This window comes from Pacificispira sp., from assembly GCF_965228185.1.
Taxonomy (GTDB): Bacteria; Pseudomonadota; Alphaproteobacteria; order UBA8366; family Aestuariispiraceae; genus Pacificispira.
Map to the genome: position 1 here is coordinate 35,925 of NZ_CBDDHE010000006.1, position 18,422 is coordinate 54,346.

14 protein-coding genes are annotated in these 18,422 nt (G+C 62.8%); 5 read left to right on the top strand and 9 right to left on the bottom strand.

Going from position 1 to position 18,422, the window contains the following annotated elements:
* Positions 1-45 precede the first annotated feature (45 nt).
* The 4 genes from mdoH to ACO06O_RS10990 all read right to left on the bottom strand — a co-directional run bounded on the left by mdoH (position 46) and on the right by ACO06O_RS10990 (position 5,406).
* The gene (gene mdoH, locus ACO06O_RS10975) at positions 46-2,142 is read right to left on the bottom strand and encodes a glucans biosynthesis glucosyltransferase MdoH (RefSeq protein ID WP_421879524.1); all 2,097 of its coding nucleotides are present in this window, start codon (positions 2,140-2,142) and stop codon (positions 46-48) included.
* 43 nt (positions 2,143-2,185) lie between these two features.
* Positions 2,186-2,677, bottom strand: a complete 492-nt coding sequence (locus ACO06O_RS10980; RefSeq protein WP_421879527.1) for a hypothetical protein — start codon at positions 2,675-2,677, stop codon at positions 2,186-2,188.
* Between the two features lie 322 nt (positions 2,678-2,999).
* Complete coding sequence (locus ACO06O_RS10985) at positions 3,000-4,082, bottom strand: sugar-transfer associated ATP-grasp domain-containing protein (RefSeq protein ID WP_421879530.1); 1,083 nt, start codon at positions 4,080-4,082, stop codon at positions 3,000-3,002.
* Between the two features lie 70 nt (positions 4,083-4,152).
* Positions 4,153-5,406, bottom strand: coding sequence for a hypothetical protein (locus tag ACO06O_RS10990; RefSeq protein WP_421879533.1), 1,254 nt, complete (start codon positions 5,404-5,406; stop codon positions 4,153-4,155).
* A 308-nt stretch (positions 5,407-5,714) separates the two neighbouring features.
* Here ACO06O_RS10990 and gmd point away from each other — a divergent pair, with 308 nt between their 5' ends.
* The 5 genes from gmd to ACO06O_RS11015 are packed head-to-tail and all read left to right on the top strand — an operon-like array spanning position 5,715 to position 11,750.
* The gene (gene gmd, locus ACO06O_RS10995; protein ID WP_421879536.1) at positions 5,715-6,869 is read left to right on the top strand and encodes a GDP-mannose 4,6-dehydratase; all 1,155 of its coding nucleotides are present in this window, start codon (positions 5,715-5,717) and stop codon (positions 6,867-6,869) included.
* Positions 6,775-7,746 carry a GDP-L-fucose synthase family protein gene (locus ACO06O_RS11000; RefSeq protein WP_421879539.1) on the top strand — a complete coding sequence of 324 codons (972 nt, stop codon included), beginning with the start codon at positions 6,775-6,777 and terminating at the stop codon, positions 7,744-7,746. Before gmd ends, ACO06O_RS11000 begins: the two co-directional genes overlap by 95 nt.
* Positions 7,733-9,268: a lipopolysaccharide biosynthesis protein gene (locus tag ACO06O_RS11005; protein WP_421879543.1), complete on the top strand. Its 1,536-nt coding sequence runs from the start codon at positions 7,733-7,735 to the stop codon at positions 9,266-9,268. The genes ACO06O_RS11000 and ACO06O_RS11005 overlap by 14 nt, the downstream gene beginning before the upstream one ends.
* The gene (locus ACO06O_RS11010; RefSeq protein WP_421879547.1) at positions 9,265-10,500 is read left to right on the top strand and encodes a polysaccharide pyruvyl transferase family protein; all 1,236 of its coding nucleotides are present in this window, start codon (positions 9,265-9,267) and stop codon (positions 10,498-10,500) included. Before ACO06O_RS11005 ends, ACO06O_RS11010 begins: the two co-directional genes overlap by 4 nt.
* A gap of 8 nt (positions 10,501-10,508) precedes the next feature.
* A complete protein-coding gene (locus ACO06O_RS11015) occupies positions 10,509-11,750 on the top strand; it encodes a glycosyltransferase (protein ID WP_421879550.1) in 1,242 nt (413 codons plus the stop codon).
* Between the two features lie 6 nt (positions 11,751-11,756).
* On the opposite strand, the gene ACO06O_RS11020 is transcribed toward ACO06O_RS11015, so the two are convergent.
* From ACO06O_RS11020 to ACO06O_RS11040, 5 genes are read right to left on the bottom strand one after another with little or no spacing between them, the layout of a single operon-like run.
* Positions 11,757-12,992: a right-handed parallel beta-helix repeat-containing protein gene (locus tag ACO06O_RS11020; RefSeq protein WP_421879553.1), complete on the bottom strand. Its 1,236-nt coding sequence runs from the start codon at positions 12,990-12,992 to the stop codon at positions 11,757-11,759.
* Entirely contained in the window at positions 12,989-14,257 is a 1,269-nt protein-coding gene (locus tag ACO06O_RS11025) for a glycosyltransferase (protein WP_421879556.1), read from the bottom strand. The genes ACO06O_RS11020 and ACO06O_RS11025 overlap by 4 nt, the downstream gene beginning before the upstream one ends.
* Positions 14,254-15,651: a hypothetical protein gene (locus ACO06O_RS11030; protein WP_421879559.1), complete on the bottom strand. Its 1,398-nt coding sequence runs from the start codon at positions 15,649-15,651 to the stop codon at positions 14,254-14,256. The genes ACO06O_RS11025 and ACO06O_RS11030 overlap by 4 nt, the downstream gene beginning before the upstream one ends.
* Positions 15,651-16,913 carry a glycosyltransferase gene (locus ACO06O_RS11035; protein WP_421879562.1) on the bottom strand — a complete coding sequence of 421 codons (1,263 nt, stop codon included), beginning with the start codon at positions 16,911-16,913 and terminating at the stop codon, positions 15,651-15,653. The genes ACO06O_RS11030 and ACO06O_RS11035 overlap by 1 nt, the downstream gene beginning before the upstream one ends.
* A complete protein-coding gene (locus ACO06O_RS11040) occupies positions 16,903-18,390 on the bottom strand; it encodes an undecaprenyl-phosphate glucose phosphotransferase (RefSeq protein WP_421879565.1) in 1,488 nt (495 codons plus the stop codon). The genes ACO06O_RS11035 and ACO06O_RS11040 overlap by 11 nt, the downstream gene beginning before the upstream one ends.
* Positions 18,391-18,422 lie beyond the last annotated feature (32 nt).

The following is an 18,422-nucleotide window of genomic DNA, read 5'->3' on the forward strand; positions in this document are numbered from 1 at the left end:
ACGTACGATCTCAGAGAGGTATTCCCGGACGGCCAATTCCCGATTTCAGGATCTTCCGGACCGCACCGCCCGTTCGGCCTGAAGCCGGCGCAGCGCGACGGAATTGGATAGGATCGAGGCCCGCTCCGCATCGGACAAGGGCTCGCGGCCCTCATGAACCTTGGCCATGACGCCTCCTTCCACGCTGCGGCAACTATCGCCGTCAGGTTCTGTCGCCAGCATGAATAGATGCAAAGAGGCGAGCTTCGGATCGTCGAGGATGCGGCCCACGGGGTCGCCGGGCGGCATCTTTTCGGCAAAACTCTCGGACAGGGCATTGGTTCTGCGCATGACTGGCGGAATGCCGGTGCGGTCATCCAGCACCAAGGTCTCCCGGTCGCCCCCCGGGACACGACCGGTCCAGACGGCCAGCGGGATGGAAACAAGAAGACCGGCCAGAATCGGCGAAAGCCATAGATGGACGCCTGTGGGCCAGATGAGGCCGGTCACGATGATCACGGCCGCCAGAACGGTCTGCGCATAGAATGCCTTTGTGGCTTCGCCCCAGGACAGCCGGGACTCGTCACGCTGTTGTGGATTCCAGTTCACGCCATGACCGCACAACAGACGAGCGATGAATATGCTGTGCCGCAGCATCACGGTCGGTGCGACGAGCACGGACAGCACGGCTTCCGTTACGAAATTTCGCAGCAGGCGAAGCACCGGTTCTCGACGCGCCGCAAGTCCGGCAACGATTCCCATCAGCTTTGGCGACAGGATAAAGATCAGGGTTGCACCCAGCAGACCCGCCACGAGCCAACTCTCGACCGTGCTGGCCGCGACGGTCCAGCCTGCTTCGGACTGGCGCATCAGCACGGTTGCGGGTGAAAACAGCGCGTGATCCGAGAAGGAAATGACAGCAGCCACGGCCACGAAGAGGAACCAAATCGGACTGGTCGCATAGGCTAGAATGCCGGTCAGGAAATTGATCCGGGAGGCCGGGTGGATATCACGGGCGGCGAGCAGCCAGGCATGTTGCAGATTGCCCTGACACCACCGCTGATCCCGCGCGACATGCTGCACGATGTTCGGCGGCATTTCCTCATAGCTGCCGTCGATATCCGGCGCCAGTTCGACTTTCCAACCCCGGCGCACCAGAAAGGCGGCCTCGACAAAATCATGGCTCAAGATCTCACCGCCGATTGGGGCCGGGCCGGGCAGATGCGGCAATCCGCAGCTCTGCATAAAGGCCGACACGCGGATGATCGAGTTGTGGCCCCAATAGTTGCCGTGGGGGTTGATCAAGGTCGCCATGCCATAGGCAAGAATGCGGCCATATGTCCGCGACGCGAACTGATGCATGCGCGAGAACAGGGTTCGGCCATTGGTGATCTGGGGCCAAGTCTGAATCAGGCCACATTGGGGATCGGCGTCCATTCGGCGCACCAATTCCACAAGCGAGCCGCCGGTCATCACGCTGTCGGCATCGAGTACGACCATGTACTCGTACCGATGGCCCCATTTCTCGAGGAATTCCTTGATATTACCGCTCTTCCGCTCGGTCGGCGATTCCCGGCGGCGATAGAATACGCGATTGCGGAAAGACGGTTGCGAAATCAGCTCCATCCAGGCGATTTCTTCCCGGATTGCGATATCCGCATCCTTGGTGTCGCTGAGCATGTAGAAATCAAAAGCGCCGAGTGCGCCGGCCTCCTCGACCGATTCCAGCGTCGCCTGGATTCCGGCCGCAACGCGCGCCGGATCCTCGTTGTAGATCGGCATGACGATGGCGGTTCGCGGCGGACCGAGTGTATCGATCACCGGCCGCCCGGCCGCCTCGACACCCGTCTTCGTTTTCACGCCCGCCCATCGATCCGAAATCAGCCGGCCGAGACCGAACACCGTCATCCAGAAATTGCTGGCGATCCAGGTGAACAGCAGGGCAAACAGCACAACAAGGGCCGTCGCCGCAACATAGGCGGTGACGCTGTCGGGACGCAGCAAGGACACCACGATTCCGATTCCGCTGATCGCGCTGACGGCCACAAGCGACAGATACAGGCGCCTCAGCCAGACCAGTCGGCGCCCCGCAACAACCCAGTGGGACCGTTGCGGCCGTTCCTGTATCAAGTGGCAGGACTCGGATTCGTTCAAGGAAGACATCTCACCCTACTCCGTTCTGATTTCGGAAACCGGCCTGCTCCGATCAGGTACCGCGAGGCTCGTAAGACATGCCGGGCGGCAGACGGAAGGAGACGTCCTGTGTCGGCATCGGTACGCGCTTGTCGACCGGGGGGATCCGGATCAGCACACCTTCGACATCGTCCTTGCTCGAAAGGTCCGGCGCGCCGAGCAACAGTCGCATCTGACTGTCCGGCGAGGGATTGATCGAAAACAGGAAGCGCCGGCGCGCGGTGTCCGGATCGGTGGTGTCGCTGCCCGGCTTGGCGCCAAGACGGTCGCAAAGGACGCGCTCGACACTGGCCAGCATGCGAACCGCCAGGACGCGCTGATCGCGCGACTGGTCCTGAATATCGATCCGATCGGCGGCCGCGCGCACCAATTGTTTGCGCACATAGGGGATCGTGACACCGACCGTCTTCAGGTACCGGTCCGCCGCGCGCTGTGCGCGAGTCATCGCATCCGGACCGCGCGGACGGACCGGCATTTCGTAATTCATTGGGGTCGTGCTCGACACTTCCGCCTCCACCTTCGCACTGAGTGACCAAGACACCGCAATCGGTTGCGAATGCGGCCTTTTCCAATAGACGGTTGTGACCCGTAATGGTTCCAGTCGGCTCCCGGAACCACTTGAAAAGAAACAAGATTGGCGCCTCCCCGAAGGAAGGCGCCGAGTTTGGAGGGTGAGTGCTTGGGGGAGCACTCGAATGGGGGATGCAGTCCAGCGGACTTCTGCGCGGGCGATAGGGGAGAGAGGGATTGTTACCCACGCATCTTCTTACCTATCTGACGCGAGGCTCTAGAAATGGTTCCGCCCGGACCGTTCTTTTTCGGAATTTTCAGATCACACCCTGCCGTTCGAAGAACCGGCGAATCTCCCGATCGTTCAGCAAGGGTTCGTGGACCTGGAACAAGTTGACGCCGGAATAACTGTTCCCTTCGATCACCACCGGCCCGTCCATAGAGAGTGCCAAATCCCAGCCGACATACGGGGTTGAGGGCATCGCCCTCGCGGCCTGCAGGGCCGTTTCCAGCACAGCATCCCAATCCGGCACACGGGTGCCCGAGATCGCCGCGCCGGTATCGGGATGTACGTCGTGCCATCGCAGTTCGTCGTCATTGGCCGGGAACTGAACGGCCCGGCCCAGCGTGCCGTCCCGCAGATCGACGGCCGCACACAGGCCGCCGCGGATCCAGTTGTCCGTCGGTTGCGACGCCGTGGTTCCGATGCGCAGCACCGCGCGGGCAACAAAAGGGTCCCCGTTACCGTCCACCATGGTCAATACACGCGCCGTGTTGACGGCGTCCGGGAACAGGGTATCCAAAGCGCGATGCTGACGGACCGCTTCGTAGACCAGAACAATCCCCAACCCCGCAGCGGACTGAACGACCTCCGCCATATCGGTCGGCCGTCCATTCATCAGCAGGGTGCCGCCTTCCGCGACGCTGACGACGGATACGTCCCGTCCGCCGCCGCCACGCGCGGGCTTCAGCACGAGAGCCCGCTGGCTATGCAGGAGGTCCTGGAATGCCGCTGTGGGGCGGCCCGGCCTCATCGGTACGACCAATCCATCCGTCAGGCAGCCGAAAAGCACCGGCCGCGGAATACCGCCATGACCCATGACATTTTCGAAGACCAGCTTGTCGTCCAGCACGACGCCATAATCGCGGTTTATCCGGCGGACGGAGACAGACCTGTCGAGGTCGCTGAGATAGTGCGCACGCGGATTTCGCGCCAGATCGTAAAGCACGTAGGACTCGCTCAGGAACCCGTCACGCCACAGCCCCGGCTTCCGCCACCAGGCCACCCGAACGGTGGAGGACAGTTCCCTTTCGACCGCCAGCAGGGCGTATTCCAGGCCGCGTATCCGCCACGCGACGCGCCGAATGGCCCAACGCGCCCCACGATACCAGGCGGGCAATCGGCGGAACGCCTTCCAACCGCCTCTCGATCCGGTGCCATCCGATTGCCCCGGGCGGGCGATAACGGTGTCAGTCGGCACCGGCATCCTGCCTTTTCGTCGAGGTGTTCTCCGCGGACCGGACCACTGGCGCTTTCTGAATTGGATCGCGGCGGCGCCCCGGGTGACGCAGGGCGCGGATGCCGGTCGCGACGGCGCGTTCGACCGAAAATCGGCGCCCTAGAATGACCTCGAGAACATGGACCATTTCCCGATTGCCGAATTCCTCCGCCGCCGAGAGCAACGCTTCGTAGTGATGGAGAAGATGTGGCGGAACGTCCAACCGGTGCAGTTTGGCCAGGGCGTGATGATCGGGAAAAGTGGTCGCCCGGTGCAGCGCACCGCAGAGCTTCAAGGCAATCATCGTGCGAATGCATTTTTCACACCGGCAGCAATTTAGCTCTGTCGTATTGTTGTGACAGACCCGCAGATTCTGAATTGCCACTGCATGATCTGCGATTTCGAAAACCTTCCGGACCCGATCCAACTCGCAGCCGTCATGCACAATCGTCAGACGCGATCCGGACCAATGACTGTCCAGGGCCGGCGAAGACCCCCAGGGCTTGAACTGTTCGATGGTATGTGTCGCAGGCACGATCAGGGTGCCGATCGTGTCCGATGCGGCATGACCGACCGCAGCCAGCGCGGCACCGTGCAGGCACTGTCCCCAGAAATCGCCGTCGAAAGGGCGCCCCCATCGTCGGTGGCGCGGATCGGCGATGCTGCGAATGTTGGTTTCGCAGGTAATCAGCCGCAGCCCCAGCGCCTCGGCCACCTGACGGGCGTGGTTCCGTGTTTCGTCCCAGAGGCGATGGTTCTTTAGATCAATATCGAAGCCGCGGATAAGCAGAAGATGGGTGACGCTCTTGCGGTTCTTGATCAGCGAATACCAGGAATCGACCCCGCCGGAGAAGCAGCAGGCTACCGCATCGGCTCTTGCCGGCGCAGCGACGTCAGCCTCCTCGCCCTTACCTTCCGCAGACACGCGAACGATCGGCGTGGTTGTCAGATAGTCGAACCACTCCGTCTGAACTTCCTGCCCGCGCGCCAGGCCGTCGGCCAGAACCGCATCCAGGTCACCGGCCGATTCGATCGTCTCCTGCTCAAGCATGGAGATCTGCAAGCAGGCCAGCACGAAGGGTTCGACTGCGGATCGGATCGGGGTATCCAGACCCGTGAACCGAAAGTAAAGCGCCATCGGTTCGGTCTCGGAAACCGGCTTGATATGCGCGGCCAGTTCGGACCACTCCTCGGTCTCCAATGTCGTCACATTGGTTATCTGCACGATGATCTCGCTCCATTTCAAAATGCCTCGGATTTGTATGGTCGGCCGGAATGTAGTGATCCGGCCGCAGCGATACGCGTGACCAAGCTGTGACTTTGAATGCGCCGCGATGCCCAACGGCGGGCTTAGGGCAGCAACCGTTCCAACCGCGCAAGCCGGTGCTGACGGTCACGGCGAAACCCCTATGGGTCACAGTTTGAACACTGGCGATTGGGCCGGGCATTGCCTTGATTAGGCCGAAGCCGGGACGCGGCGGTCGAGCCCGACCCGCCCATCACGTCCGAAGCACCACAGCGGAGAATCATCGCATGGCAACGAAACGCGCCCTGATCACCGGGGTGACCGGCCAGGACGGCACCTATCTGTCGGAACTGCTCCTGGAAAAGGGATACGAGGTTCATGGCGTGAAGCGCCGTTCCTCGTCCTTCAATACCGGACGGGTCGATCACCTATACGCCGATCCGCACCAGCAGGGGGTGCGGTTCCACATGCATTACGGCGATTTGACCGATCCGACGAACCTGATCCGTCTGGTTCAGCAGGTCCAGCCCGACGAAATTTACAATCTGGGCGCCCAAAGCCATGTGCAGGTCAGTTTCGAGACGCCGGAATATACCGGCAATGTCGACGCCTTGGGCACGCTGCGGCTGTTGGAGGCCATCCGTATCCTGGGCATGACCGACCGGGTCCGCTTCTATCAGGCCTCCACGTCGGAACTGTACGGAAACGCCCCCGCGCCCCAGTCCGAGAGGACCCCGTTCCAACCACGCAGCCCTTATGCCGCCGCCAAACTGTATTCCTATTGGATCACGGTGAACTACCGGGAGGCCTATGGAATTCACGCGTCGAACGGCATTCTGTTCAACCATGAAAGCCCGATCCGCGGGGAGACTTTCGTCACCCGCAAGATCACCCGGGCCGTCGCCGCCATCGATGCCGGGTTACAGGACAGGCTTTACCTCGGCAATCTGGACTCCCGCCGGGATTGGGGACATGCCCGCGACTATGTCCGCGGCATGTGGCAGATCCTGCAGCAGGACACGCCGGAGGACTATGTCCTCGCGACCGGCGAAACCCATTCCGTGCGCGAATTCGTCGAACTGGCCTTCGCCAGGATCGGCCGTGAGATCGAATGGCACGGGACCGGTGTCGAGGAACAGGGGCGCTGCCGCGAGACCGGAAAAGTCCTGATCGAGGTCTCCGCCAAATACTTCCGGCCGGCCGAGGTCGACCTGCTGCTCGGCGACCCGTCGAAGGCGCAGGGCGAGATGGGTTGGCGGCATGAAACCACTTTCCCGCAACTGGTATCGGAAATGGTCGACGCGGACCGCGCGGCCCTGAACGGCAACAATGAGACGAGACGGAACCATGATCGGAACGCAAACGAAACTGGCCGGGAAGAAGGTCTGGGTGGCCGGTCACCGTGGCATGGTCGGAGCAGCGCTGTGGCGTCGCCTTCGTGAGGAGGATTGCGAGGTCCTGACGGTCTCGCGCAGTGAAGTCGATCTGCGCGACAGCGATGCGACAACGAAATGGGTCCAACGGCACAAGCCGGACCTGGTTTTCTGCGCCGCAGCCAAGGTCGGCGGCATCCATGCCAATAATGAGATGCCGGCGGATTTCCTGTGCGACAATCTGCGGATTCAGCTGAACGTCATCGATGCCAGCCATCGCGCCGGGGTCGAGAAACTGGTTTTCCTTGGCTCTTCCTGCATCTATCCACGTCTGGCGGAACAGCCGATCCAGGAATCCGCCCTGATGACCGGGCCGTTGGAACCGACCAATCAATGGTATGCCGTCGCGAAGATTGCCGGCATCCTTCAGTGTCAGGCCTATCGCCAGCAGCACGGCAGTAATTTCATCTCGGCAATGCCGACCAATCTCTACGGCCCCGGGGACAACTATCATCCGTTGAACAGCCATGTCGTCGCGGCCCTGATCCGAAAAGCGCATGAGGCCAAGATCCGGGGTGAGGACCGCATGGTCCTTTGGGGCTCTGGAAAGCCGAAACGCGAATTCCTGTTCGTCGATGATTGCGCCGACGCACTGGTCTTTCTGATGAAACATTACGACCAGGCAAATCCGGTGAATATCGGTGTCGGCGAGGACATGACCATCGCCGAATTGGCCCGAACCATTGCCACCGTCGTCGGTTTCGGCGGGCGGTTCGAGCACGATCTGACAAAACCGGACGGGACGCCCCGGAAGCTGCTGGACGTCAGCCGACTGAGGACCCTCGGCTGGCAGGCCGCGACGCCATTGAAGACCGGGTTGGAAATCGCCTATCGCGATTTCTGTGACCGCATCCCAGCCGAAGCGGAAGCCTATGGCGCCCGATAAGCATCGTCGGGATTCCGGCGATCAGGATCCACTCGGGGTCGGCCACTTGAAGCGTGATCTGGCATCGCGCTCGATTTCCGGCGGCGTCGTGACCCTGGTGGCCCAGAGCATCAAGGTCGCGGTTCAGATCGGATCGATCATCCTGTTGGCGCGCTTGCTGACGCCGGAGGATTTCGGGCTGTTCGCCATTGTGCTTGCCTTCCTGGCCGTCCTGGAACTGTTCAAGGATATGGGGCTGTCCGGGGCGACGGTGCAGCGTGCCGAAGTCACCCACCGGGAGCTCAGCACCTTGTTCTGGCTTAATGCCGGACTGGGTGCTGCGGTTGCGGTGGTGTTTGCCGCCCTGGCGCCGGGCCTGGCGTGGTTTTACGACGAGCCATTGCTGACCGGTGTCGCGGCGACCGCCGCCCTGACACTGATCTTTACCGGATTCAGCGCCCAGCACCTGGCACTGCTGCGCCGCCAGATGCGGTTCAAGACGCTTTCCGTGGTCCAGACCGGCTCGGAGATTATCGCCATGGGGGCCGCCGTGGCCGCCGCCGCATCGGATTTCGGTATCTGGTCCCTTGTTCTGCAGCGGTTGACTTGGGGCCTTGCCATGCTCGCCGGCGCATTCCTCACCAGCGGATGGCTGCCGGGTCGGCCGGGGCGCCTGTCCCTGATCCGGGACCAGATCCGTTTCGGCACCAACGCGACGGCCGCGATGGTCCTGGGACGGCTTGCCGGCAGCGTCGACAAGATGGCGATCGGCTGGCTGTGGGGGCCGGGTCCGCTCGGCCTGTTCGAGCGCTCCCAGAAGCTGACGATGATGCCGGTGGTGAACATCTGTACCCCGCTCGCCTCCGTCGCCCTGCCGATGCTGAGCCGCCTCGTCGACGAGCCGGATCGTTACCGCTCCGCCTATCTGGCGGTGGCGCAGCGCATCGGCATGCTGACCGCACCGGTCGCGGCGCTGATCTTCATGTCCGCAGAGTCCGTGACCGGCGTCGTTCTGGGCGAACAATGGTCCCGGGCGGCACCGATCCTTTCCTGGCTCGGTGTCTCTCTGCTCTACGCCCCGCTGACATTCACATTGAGCTGGCTGTACATGAGTCAGGACCGAACGCCCGAAATGCTGCGCGCCAATGCGGTGAATGTCTGCGTCAACATGGTCGCATTGGCGATTTCATTACCCTTCGGCCCGATCTTCGTCGCCATGGCCTATGCGCTGGGCGGTGCCTTTGTCCGCGCCCCATTCCTGTTGTGGTATGTCGGCCGGAAGGGACCTGTCGGAAGCCGGACCTTTCTCAGAATTCTCTGCCTGCCCGTCACGGCGGGTATCGCAGGCGCGGGTCTGATCCACTTCATTGGCAGCGGCGTCGTTCTTACCGAGCCCAGCGCGCTGACATCGCTGATTTACGACACCGGCATCGCGGTCGCCACGGCGTTGACGGTCTATCTGATCGCCCCCAGCGGCCGCCGCATGCTGTTCGAAACGCTGACATTCCGGAAGCGCATGATGCAGATGAGGGTCAATCATTGAAGATCACCGTAACCAATACCGCCCTGCTGAATGCCGGCGACGCGGCCATCATGGCCGGCACGGACGCGATCCTGCGCGACGTCTTCGGCAGCGACATCACGGTGGAGCTGCGGGATCAGCAAGCCGAAGACAGTCGCGCGGCCTATTGCGATTACCGCGTTGAGGAAACGCTCTACGGCGCCCTGGAATCGCTTCCCGACGACACGCGGCGGCCAGGACTGGTGCGCCTGATGACGGCGGCGGCATTATGGCGGACACCGCTGGGCAATCTGGCGCGGCGTTTCGTGCCGCCCAGGGTGCGCGCCGTTCTGGACGGCTATGCGGAAAGCGATCTGATCGTATCCGCCGGCGGCACCTATCTGGTTCCACATTACCGGATTCGACCCAAGCTGCTCGAACTGCTGACCGCCCGCCTGATGCGCCGCCCCTATGTCCTGTTCACGCAGAGTCTGGGCCCCTTCCCGCGCGACCGTATCCTGCTGCGCGCGATATTTGCCGGCGCGCATGCCGTGTTGGTGCGGGATTCCCGTTCGGTGGAGCATCTGCTGGACCTGGGGGTTCGGGGGGACCGGATCGCGATCTGCGCCGATGCCGCCTTCGCGCTGGCCGGCCGCCCGACACCGGTCCCCGAAGCCCGTAACAAGCTGCGCATCGGAATTTCCGTACGCGATTGGCCCCATGGCGGGTCCGATGCGGACGGTGCGATGCAAAACTATGTCTCGGCCGTGGCCAAGCTGGTCCGCCATCTGACGGAAGGATCCGGCGCCGAGGTGACCTTTGTGTCGACCTGCCAGGGTGCCGGATCCTATTGGACCGACGATTCTGCAGTCGCGGACCGGGTTGTCGCCGAAATTGGCCGGGAAAACGCCGACCGGGTGCAGGTCGACCGCAGCTTCCGCTCGCCGCAGCAGTTGATGGACCATTTGGCCGGTTACGACATGTACGTGTCGACCCGTATGCATGGTGCCATCCTGGCGTTGTGTGCGGGCGTACCGGTTCTGCCCATCGCCTATGAATTCAAGACCAACGAGCTGTTCAAGCGGCTGGGCATGGAGGAAATCGCGCAGGATCTGACCTCCATTTCCGGCACCGCCCTCTGTCGTACATGCCGCATGATCCTGGACAACCGCGCCGCCTATCGCGAGCGCATTCGGGAGATACTGCCGGACCTGCGGGAAAGCGCCTATGCCGCCGGGCAGGCCGTTGCGATCGGACTGGAGCGAAATCGATGATACCGAGAATGAAGATCGCCGTTTTCACCACAGAATTCCCGGCCCTGAGCGAGACTTTCGTTCTAAATCAGGTCACCGGACTGCTGGATCGCGGCCACGACGTCACGGTGTTTTCCGACAGGCCGCGCGACGACGGCCTGGTACACCCGGATTTTCAGCGCTATGCCCTGATTTCCAGATCCCGTTATCCGCATATGCCGAGAAACCGGCTGCTGCGCCTCGGCAAGGCGCCGTTTCGGCTATGCGGCATGGCGTTGCGGAATCCCCGGCATGTCATCCCCGCCTTGAACGTCTCGCGCTTCGGCCGCGACGCGCTGTCCGGGCGGTTGCTCTACTGGGGGGCAATGCTGAAGGATCGGCCGCGGTTCGACGCGATCCTGGCGCATTTCGGACCGGTCGGGGAATTCGCGGATTCCCTGCGCCAAGCTGGGATGATTTCCGGACCGCTGGCGACAGTCCTGCACGGCGTGGATGTCAGCGCCTATCCGAAGGCGACACCCGGCGCCTACCGGGATCTGTTCCGGCGGGGGGAATGCTTCTTGCCGATTTCCGAGCATTGGCGCCGCAAGCTAGGCGATCTGGGGTGTCCGGAGAACCGCATGGATGTCCACCATATGGGGGTCGACACCGCCCGCTATGTCTACCGGGCCCGAAATCGGGACAGATCCCAGCCCCTGCAACTGCTTGTCGTCGGGCGCATGGTGGAAAAGAAAGGCGTTGCCGATGCGCTGCATGCGATGGCCGGCCTGATTGAGGCCGGCCACGACGCCCGCCTGACCATCATCGGCGACGGCCCATTGCGCGGGCGGCTGGAGCAGACAAAGGACGCCCTGGGCCTGGGCGACAGGGTCGCTTTCCTGGGATGGCGCAAACAGGATTACATCGCCCGCGCAATGCGTGAGGCCGACATCCTGCTGGCGCCCAGCGTGACGACCGAAAGCGGCGATCAGGAGGGGATCCCGGTCACCATCATGGAAGCCATGGCCTGCGGCATGATCGTGCTTTCAACCTGGCACAGCGGCATTCCGGAGCTGGTCGAACACGGCAAGACCGGCTTGCTGGTCAAGGAACGGGACCGGGAAGGCATCACCCGTACGCTCATCGATCTTGCCGAGGCCTCGCCGGAGCAATGGCGCCGCTACAGTCAGTCGGCCCGCCTGAAGGTCGAAGCGGATTTCGACATCGCCTCGCTTAATCTGGAGCTGGAGCGCAAGCTGCGCCGGATGGCGCTGACCGCGCCGGTCGCCTGATCGGAGTCAGGAACCGACGACGGTCCCATCCTTGTCGTCGTCGGGCCGCCCATTCGCCATGCGCAGTTGCCCGTCACTGTCGACCCAAAGCCTGTAACGGCCCAACCGAAGCTGATTGGGACTGTCCCAGTCACCGCCGACCGACAGTCCGGTACGGCCGATCTTGTTCACGGCGATGCCGTTGCCGTACCGAACCTTGCCGTGGCAGCCGATCAGAGTGGCGGTACCTTCGTCGCCGTCGAGATCCGCCAATCCCGCGCTCGCGGCGTCTCCCGATCCGGCGCCCTGGCAACCGACCATGGTAAGCTGGTTTGCGATGTAGGCCCGTACCAGACCGTGCTGATTGTAGATCGAATATGCAGTGCAGCCGACCAATGTTCCGCCGATAAACAGTCGAATGCCGTAATCCCCGCCGTCAAAGCGGGATGCGTCCTGATGGTTATTTTCGAAGCCACAATGGGACAGCAACGAGATGCCGTGGTCTGCGGACAGGCCGAAGCTGCCGTTCAGCAGGAAGTAGCAGCCATAGCAGCTGACATCCGTCGCACCGTGCTTCAACAACAGGCCGATACCGCCGTTGCCCCCGAAAACACATCCGAAGCAATGCACCGCTGAAAAGACCGTGTCTTCGGCGCCATGGGCGAAATAGGCACCGTGCCTGCGATTGTCCCGGAAATAGCAGTTCGAGATCTGTCCTTCGAAGATATTCCCGATCAGTTCCAGCCCTGACCCGCCGCAATTTTCGACGATGCAGTCCCGGAAGCTGAAATTGTAGAAATAGGTGCCGCGCTTCTGACAGGAAATGCGAATGCCCGCTCCCTCTCCGCCATTCCCCCGCACAGCCAGACCTTCGACACGTACGAACCGAAGCGTTGCCTCTACTTCCAGAGCGAGCACCGGCGCATCGCCCTCGAAATCGGAGACGATCGTCGCGCCGTCGGCCAACAGACCGGCCGGCTGGGTGATATTGCCCTCCGGTCGGGACGCGGTCTTGAGATACAGCGGCCTGGTGACACGATACCGGCCCGCCGGAATGCGGATCAGCCGGGCCTGCCCGCCCCGATCAAAGGCGGCTTCCAGCACCGCCTGAAGTGTCTCCGTCTCATCCGCCACGCCGTCGCCGACAAGGCCGAACTCGGTGGCGTTGATTGGGGCGGCGGCAGCCGGTTGACCGGCATTCTGGGGCAAGGCGAAAGCGGCGGCGCCGCCGGCAAAAAGGGAACGGCGGGCGATAGACATCATGACTGACTCCCCAGGATATGCTCGTAGAGGTTCAGGTAGCGAGACGCGATGACGGCCGTATCGTAGTTATCCCGGGCCCGATGGCGCGCGGCACTGGCCAGATCCTGGCCGTTCCGTGCCGCATCGATGCACCAATCGATGCCCGCCGCCAAATCGGCTTCCTCGAACGGACGCGCCAGATAGCCGGTCTCCCGATGGACGACGATCTCCTTGGGCCCGCCGCTGGCATAGGCCACGACCGGTGTGCCGCAGGCCATGGCCTCGACATGGACCTTGCCGAACGCCTCCTGCAGAGATGGTGCGACGACCACATCCGCTGCGGCATAGGCCAGGCGCAAGCGATCGTTGTCATCGATTGTGCCCAGAAAACGCACCGGCACATCCAGCTTCGGCAACCGGTCCGGCGGCACGTCTCCGGCGATCAGCAATTCGGGCGCGCGGCCCTCGCCGGTGCTGCGCAGTTGGTTCAGAGCGGCGACCAGATGCGCGAACCCCTTTCGCTCATCGCTGAGCGCATTCAACGCGCTGAACAGGATGTAGCACCCCTCACCCGGAAGTCCCATCTGGCGGCGCGCGACAGCGCGGTCGATCGGATAGAACTGCCCGGTGTCGATCCCGTTGGGGATCACCTTGATGCGCTCCTCGGCGAAGAACCCATCGGTCAGTACACGGCTTTCGCGCGCCCGGTCGGCCAGCCAATCGCTGATCGGCACGAGCCACAGATTGGACCGCTGCAGCGCGCGGGCCTTGCGGCGGGCGATCCCATGGCTGAGGTCTTCCGGATCGTCCGAGCGGAGTTGCGGACAGCGCCCGCAGCCGACTGCGTAACGCGAACAGCCGGATGTGTAATGGCATCCGCCGGTGAAGGGCCACATGTCCCGCATCGTCCACACGACCGGCACATCGATATCCTCGACCGCCTCGATCGGCAGAAATCCGCCGCCGGTCCATTGCAGATGCACGATATCAGGGCGGATCTGGGCCAAGATGCGGCGCAGCCGGCGCGGCTGCCATCCGGTCGTCCAGAAGGATTCCCCGGTCTTCCGATAACGCCGCAGCGGCAACTGATCCAACTTGCCTCGGATGCGCTCGGAAATCGGTGCCAGCGCCCCTTCCAATTGGATCACCCGGTCGCTGTCGCTGTATCTCCGGCCGACCAGCATGCGGGAGTCGACGCCGATCTCCTCCAGTTTCCGATGCAGGAAGTAGGCGCCTCTGGCGGCGCCACCGCGAATGTCCGACGTTCCGAGATGAAGAACCCTCATAGCGCAGCCCCTTCCCGTTGCGGTGCCGGCAAAGCGAAATGCGGCTCCATCGGCACCAGACGGCGCGGCCGGGCCGCGCCGGGCCGCCTCTGACGCCTTTCGTGCAGGACCGATACCAGCGCTGCCAGGGCCATGACGGCCCAGGTCCTGGGAGAGACGAAGCCTCCGGCCGCCTGACCGAAAACGATCCATACCGACCAGCAGAAGGCCAGGCTCGGCACACCCAGGCTGCGCAACAGGCAACTGATGGCGACGACGAATGCCGTGCCCCAAAACAATCCCATGAATATCCAAAGGGCCCAGAAATAGTTGGTCAGCGACTGCGACGCGCCATCGAACTGAACATCATAGGCCAGATATTCGGTTGTGGCGTAGAGATGGACGACCTTTGCTTCCAATGCTTCCCAGCCGGTCAGCCCGACGCCTGCGAAGGGATACTCCGTCAGAACGTCGCCGGCAATGATCGCCGGGGCCATGATCCGCGCAAAGAAGCTGGGGTCCCGGCCAGACAGAATGCCATCGATCCGGGGCGATAGGACCTCCCACCCAAGAATCGCCCCGATGGCCACCAATAGGCATGTCGCGATCGCGGCAATGGCCGCGCGACAGACATCCAGTTGCTTGTGGCCTGAGGCCATTCGGCGGCGGGACGCCAGGAATATCTCATAGATCGGCACCAGCGCGATGCCGAAGAGAATGGTCGGTCCCCGGATCAGGAAGTATCCCAGCCCCAGCAGGGTCAGATACATCACGACCTTCCCCGGCTGTCGCGACAGGACGTACCAGCAGAATGCGAACAGCGTATAGCCGAATGCGATGAAAGACGGTTCGGACGTGAACAGTTTCGGGCGAATCCGGCCGTAAAGGGAAAGATCGCGTTGGTCGGCCGCATAGACGCCGGAGTCGAACACCGCGCCACGAAAGCCGTCGCTGATGGCCCGTACCGCCGGGATGACGGTTTCAAGCGCACTACCGATCAGGATCGCCAATGTAAGGGCCAGAAAAATTCGGGCAAATCCGTCCCGGGAAAAGTGCCGCGCGGCCAGAAAGAAGCCGAAGGCCATAAGGATCGAGTAGGTCAGCTGAACGAAGCCTTTGAACTTCTCGCCCAGCAGGGAAATCTCGCCCGACGCCAGAATGGACAGAACCGCGATCGACAATGCCGACCCGCCTGCCAGGACAAGGGCCGAACGCAGTTCACCCAGATTCTTGGAAAGCAGTAACAGGCCGGCAACACCGGCCAGTACGGACGGCAGAGGTATGCCGCCCGGCAAGGGCAGTGCGATGCCGAGGTAAAGGCCGACCAGAAACACCAGACACAGGAAGCCGTCCAGCATGTCCGGGGCGGCCGCCGCCCGACGATAGGCATGCGATGTCGCGTAAGCGTGGCGCATCAACTGGCAATTGCCCGAACCAAGGCCGCGCCGCGATCCTCCCAATCGAATTCTGCGCGGCACGCTTCGAAGGCGCGGTCCTGATATGCATTCAGATGATCGGTATCGTCGATGGCCTGCACGATGCCGTCGGCCAGTTCCTCGAAGGTTGCGAATTCCATCGCCGACCGACCGGACCGCAGCGGCGATCCGGCCAAACTGCCAGCCATTGCGAATATCGGTACGCGGTGAAAGACGTAGTCGAGGAGTTTCAACTTGAACCCACCGCCCGTCTTCTCCGGCACCACCGCGATCCGCGCATCTTCCAGATACGGAGTCACGTCATCGACCTCGCCGACAATGGTCACCGACCGCAGGTTCTGACCCAGCTCCGTCAGGAACCCTCGGTCGCCGCGTCCGACCACGGTCAGGCGCACCCCGGCATCGGCCAGACGCCGATCGGCCGCGGCCAGAAAGGCCTTCAGGTTCATCTTCTTGGCGACCCATTCGAAACTGCCGACGATGATCGCGTTGCGCGGCGTCGCCTGGACAATCTGTCTGTGCGAAACGCGATGCCCGCCATATCCCGGGGTCAGGACCAGTATCTTTCGTTCCGGATGTTCCCGCCGGTATCGCTCCGCATCGTCCTGGGTAATGGCGCTGACCACATCGCAGGATTCAACGACGCGCCGTTCAAGCCGACGCGTCTTCTCGGCATCGCGCCGCAGAGCCAGCCACATCGCCGGATTGCCGATATACGATTTCGCCACCGCCCTTCGGGTCGAGGTTTCATGGTTGTGCGACACATGGATGAGCTTCGGCCTCCCCTGCACGTCGCGGTTTGCGGGCACCACCGCTTCGATTACCGGCAGCGCCCAGCCCGAGGAGATGCCGTCGAGAACGATGGCATCCCACTTGCGGCCGGACAGCATGATGGTCAGCGCGCGCCTCATCTCGCGGCCGCCGGCCCGATAGGCCATGCTGGGAAGGCTGGAGAACAGGCTGCGCCACCGCGCACGGCGTCCTCGATCCACGGTATGCCAGGTAATGTTGCCCGGCGGCGCCGAGCCCCAGCCTTCGCCGTCCTCGTTCGACAGGCAAAGGACATGAACCGAGGCACCCGACCGTGCGACCGCATCGATCAGCCGACCGGAATACATTCTTTGGCCGTCGCGTTCCGGGAAAGGCGCGACCCAGGTAATCCATAACACCCGTTGCAGATTGTGCCGGGTCACTTCCCGGACGCTCTCTGCGGTCGTCGCCGCTTCTTGATCAGAAAGCATTTTCCGATTTGAACCCCGTGAATGCGGTCACGAGAATGATCTTGAGGTCGAGCCACAACGACCAGTTCTCTATGTAACGGATGTCATATTCCACCCGCTTGCGGATCTGCCGTTCGGTTTCCGTCGGGCCGCGCCAGCCGCGTATTTGGGCCAGACCGGTAATGCCCGGTTTGACCCGATGACGGGCGTCATAGCCGGGCACGGCGTCGCGGTAGTACTTGCCGCCCGCCTTGCACAGCAGCGCATGCGGGCGCGGGCCGACGATCGACATGTCCCCGCGCAGCACGTTCAGGAATTGCGGCAACTCGTCCAGGCTCCAACGCCGCAGCACCCCGCCGACCCGCGTCACGCGCGGGTCGTCGCGTTGCGTCAGTCGAACGCCATCCGCATCGTTGTCCTCGATATACATCGTGCGGAACTTGAGGACTTCGATCAGCTGATTGTTGTAGCCCGTGCGGCGCTGCTTGAAGAAGACGGGGCCGCGGCTGTCCAGCTTGATCGCCACGGCAATGCCCAGCAGGACCGGCGCAATCATGAGTGTGATCACCAATCCGATGACGCGGTCCTCGATCTCCTTCACCACTCGACGCCAGCCCGCCAGTGGTCGAAAACCGACCTCCATGAGCGGTACGCCCGACGTCTCGGCGACCGAATAGCCACCATCCAGCAGCGCATGCCCGCCCGGGCACAACCGAACGTCTACCGGTGCCTCCAACAGCCGCTCACGCAATGCGGCGACCCTTTCGTCCTCGCCTTCCGGAACGGCGATAATCACCGCATTGACGGGCTGTGTCCGCAAATCGGCCAGCAGATCGTCGCAATCGCCGCTGATCGCGCCGAGGGAGGTACGTCCAACCGACCGATCACTGTACAAGCCGACGATCTGGGCAGCACCTTCCTCGGAACGAGCCAGACGGCCCGAAAGCCGCCGGACCATCAAGGGATCACCGATGATCGCCACCCGTTCTCCCAACCGCCCCTCCAGGGCCCATCGGGTAGCAAGCGCCGAAAAAACGACACGGGTTCCGGACAGGGAAACCAGAACTGCGCCGAACCAACCGGCAAGCCAGGGCGACCACCCGAAGACCAACGATCCGCTGACAATTCCGACCGCAAAGACGGACAGCGCCGCCGCAACCCAGGACAGGGTTGCCCGCAGCACCGTCATGCCCGGACGGTTCACCTTCCGCGGTTCGTAGGTGCCGGCCTGACCGCACAGGGAAACGGTCAAGACGGCGGCCAGGAGGACCAGGGGCAATTGCGCGGAGAAGCCGGTTAACGATCCGTTCCAGCTCGTCACAGCGTAAGCGACGGGTGCCAAGGTCAGCACCAGGCCGAAATCGGTCAGCGCCAGAGTTCGCGCAATCTGTTTTCGAGAGATCGGTTCCTGGGCCGGTTTAACTCGGCTGAGTTCCGAATTGTTCAGCCCACCCGCAACGGCACTGCCGACAACGGCGCGACGTTCTTGGTAACGCATCGGGATCTCCTATGACATGTCGTTCCTTATCG

Bases quoted from the DNA above. Each gene is read 5' to 3' on its own strand.
- ACO06O_RS11035 (WP_421879562.1), bottom strand. From the start codon at position 16,913: ATGCTTTCTGATCAAGAAGCGGCGACGACCGCAGAGAGCGTCCGGGAA.
- ACO06O_RS11005 (WP_421879543.1), top strand. From the start codon at position 7,733: ATGGCGCCCGATAAGCATCGTCGGGATTCCGGCGATCAGGATCCACTC.
- ACO06O_RS11015 (WP_421879550.1), top strand. From the start codon at position 10,509: ATGAAGATCGCCGTTTTCACCACAGAATTCCCGGCCCTGAGCGAGACT.
- mdoH (WP_421879524.1), bottom strand. From the start codon at position 2,142: ATGTCTTCCTTGAACGAATCCGAGTCCTGCCACTTGATACAGGAACGG.
- ACO06O_RS11030 (WP_421879559.1), bottom strand. From the start codon at position 15,651: ATGCGCCACGCTTACGCGACATCGCATGCCTATCGTCGGGCGGCGGCC.
- gmd (WP_421879536.1), top strand. From the start codon at position 5,715: ATGGCAACGAAACGCGCCCTGATCACCGGGGTGACCGGCCAGGACGGC.
- ACO06O_RS11025 (WP_421879556.1), bottom strand. From the start codon at position 14,257: ATGAGGGTTCTTCATCTCGGAACGTCGGACATTCGCGGTGGCGCCGCC.
- ACO06O_RS11020 (WP_421879553.1), bottom strand. From the start codon at position 12,992: ATGATGTCTATCGCCCGCCGTTCCCTTTTTGCCGGCGGCGCCGCCGCT.
- ACO06O_RS11000 (WP_421879539.1), top strand. From the start codon at position 6,775: ATGATCGGAACGCAAACGAAACTGGCCGGGAAGAAGGTCTGGGTGGCC.
- ACO06O_RS11040 (WP_421879565.1), bottom strand. From the start codon at position 18,390: ATGCGTTACCAAGAACGTCGCGCCGTTGTCGGCAGTGCCGTTGCGGGT.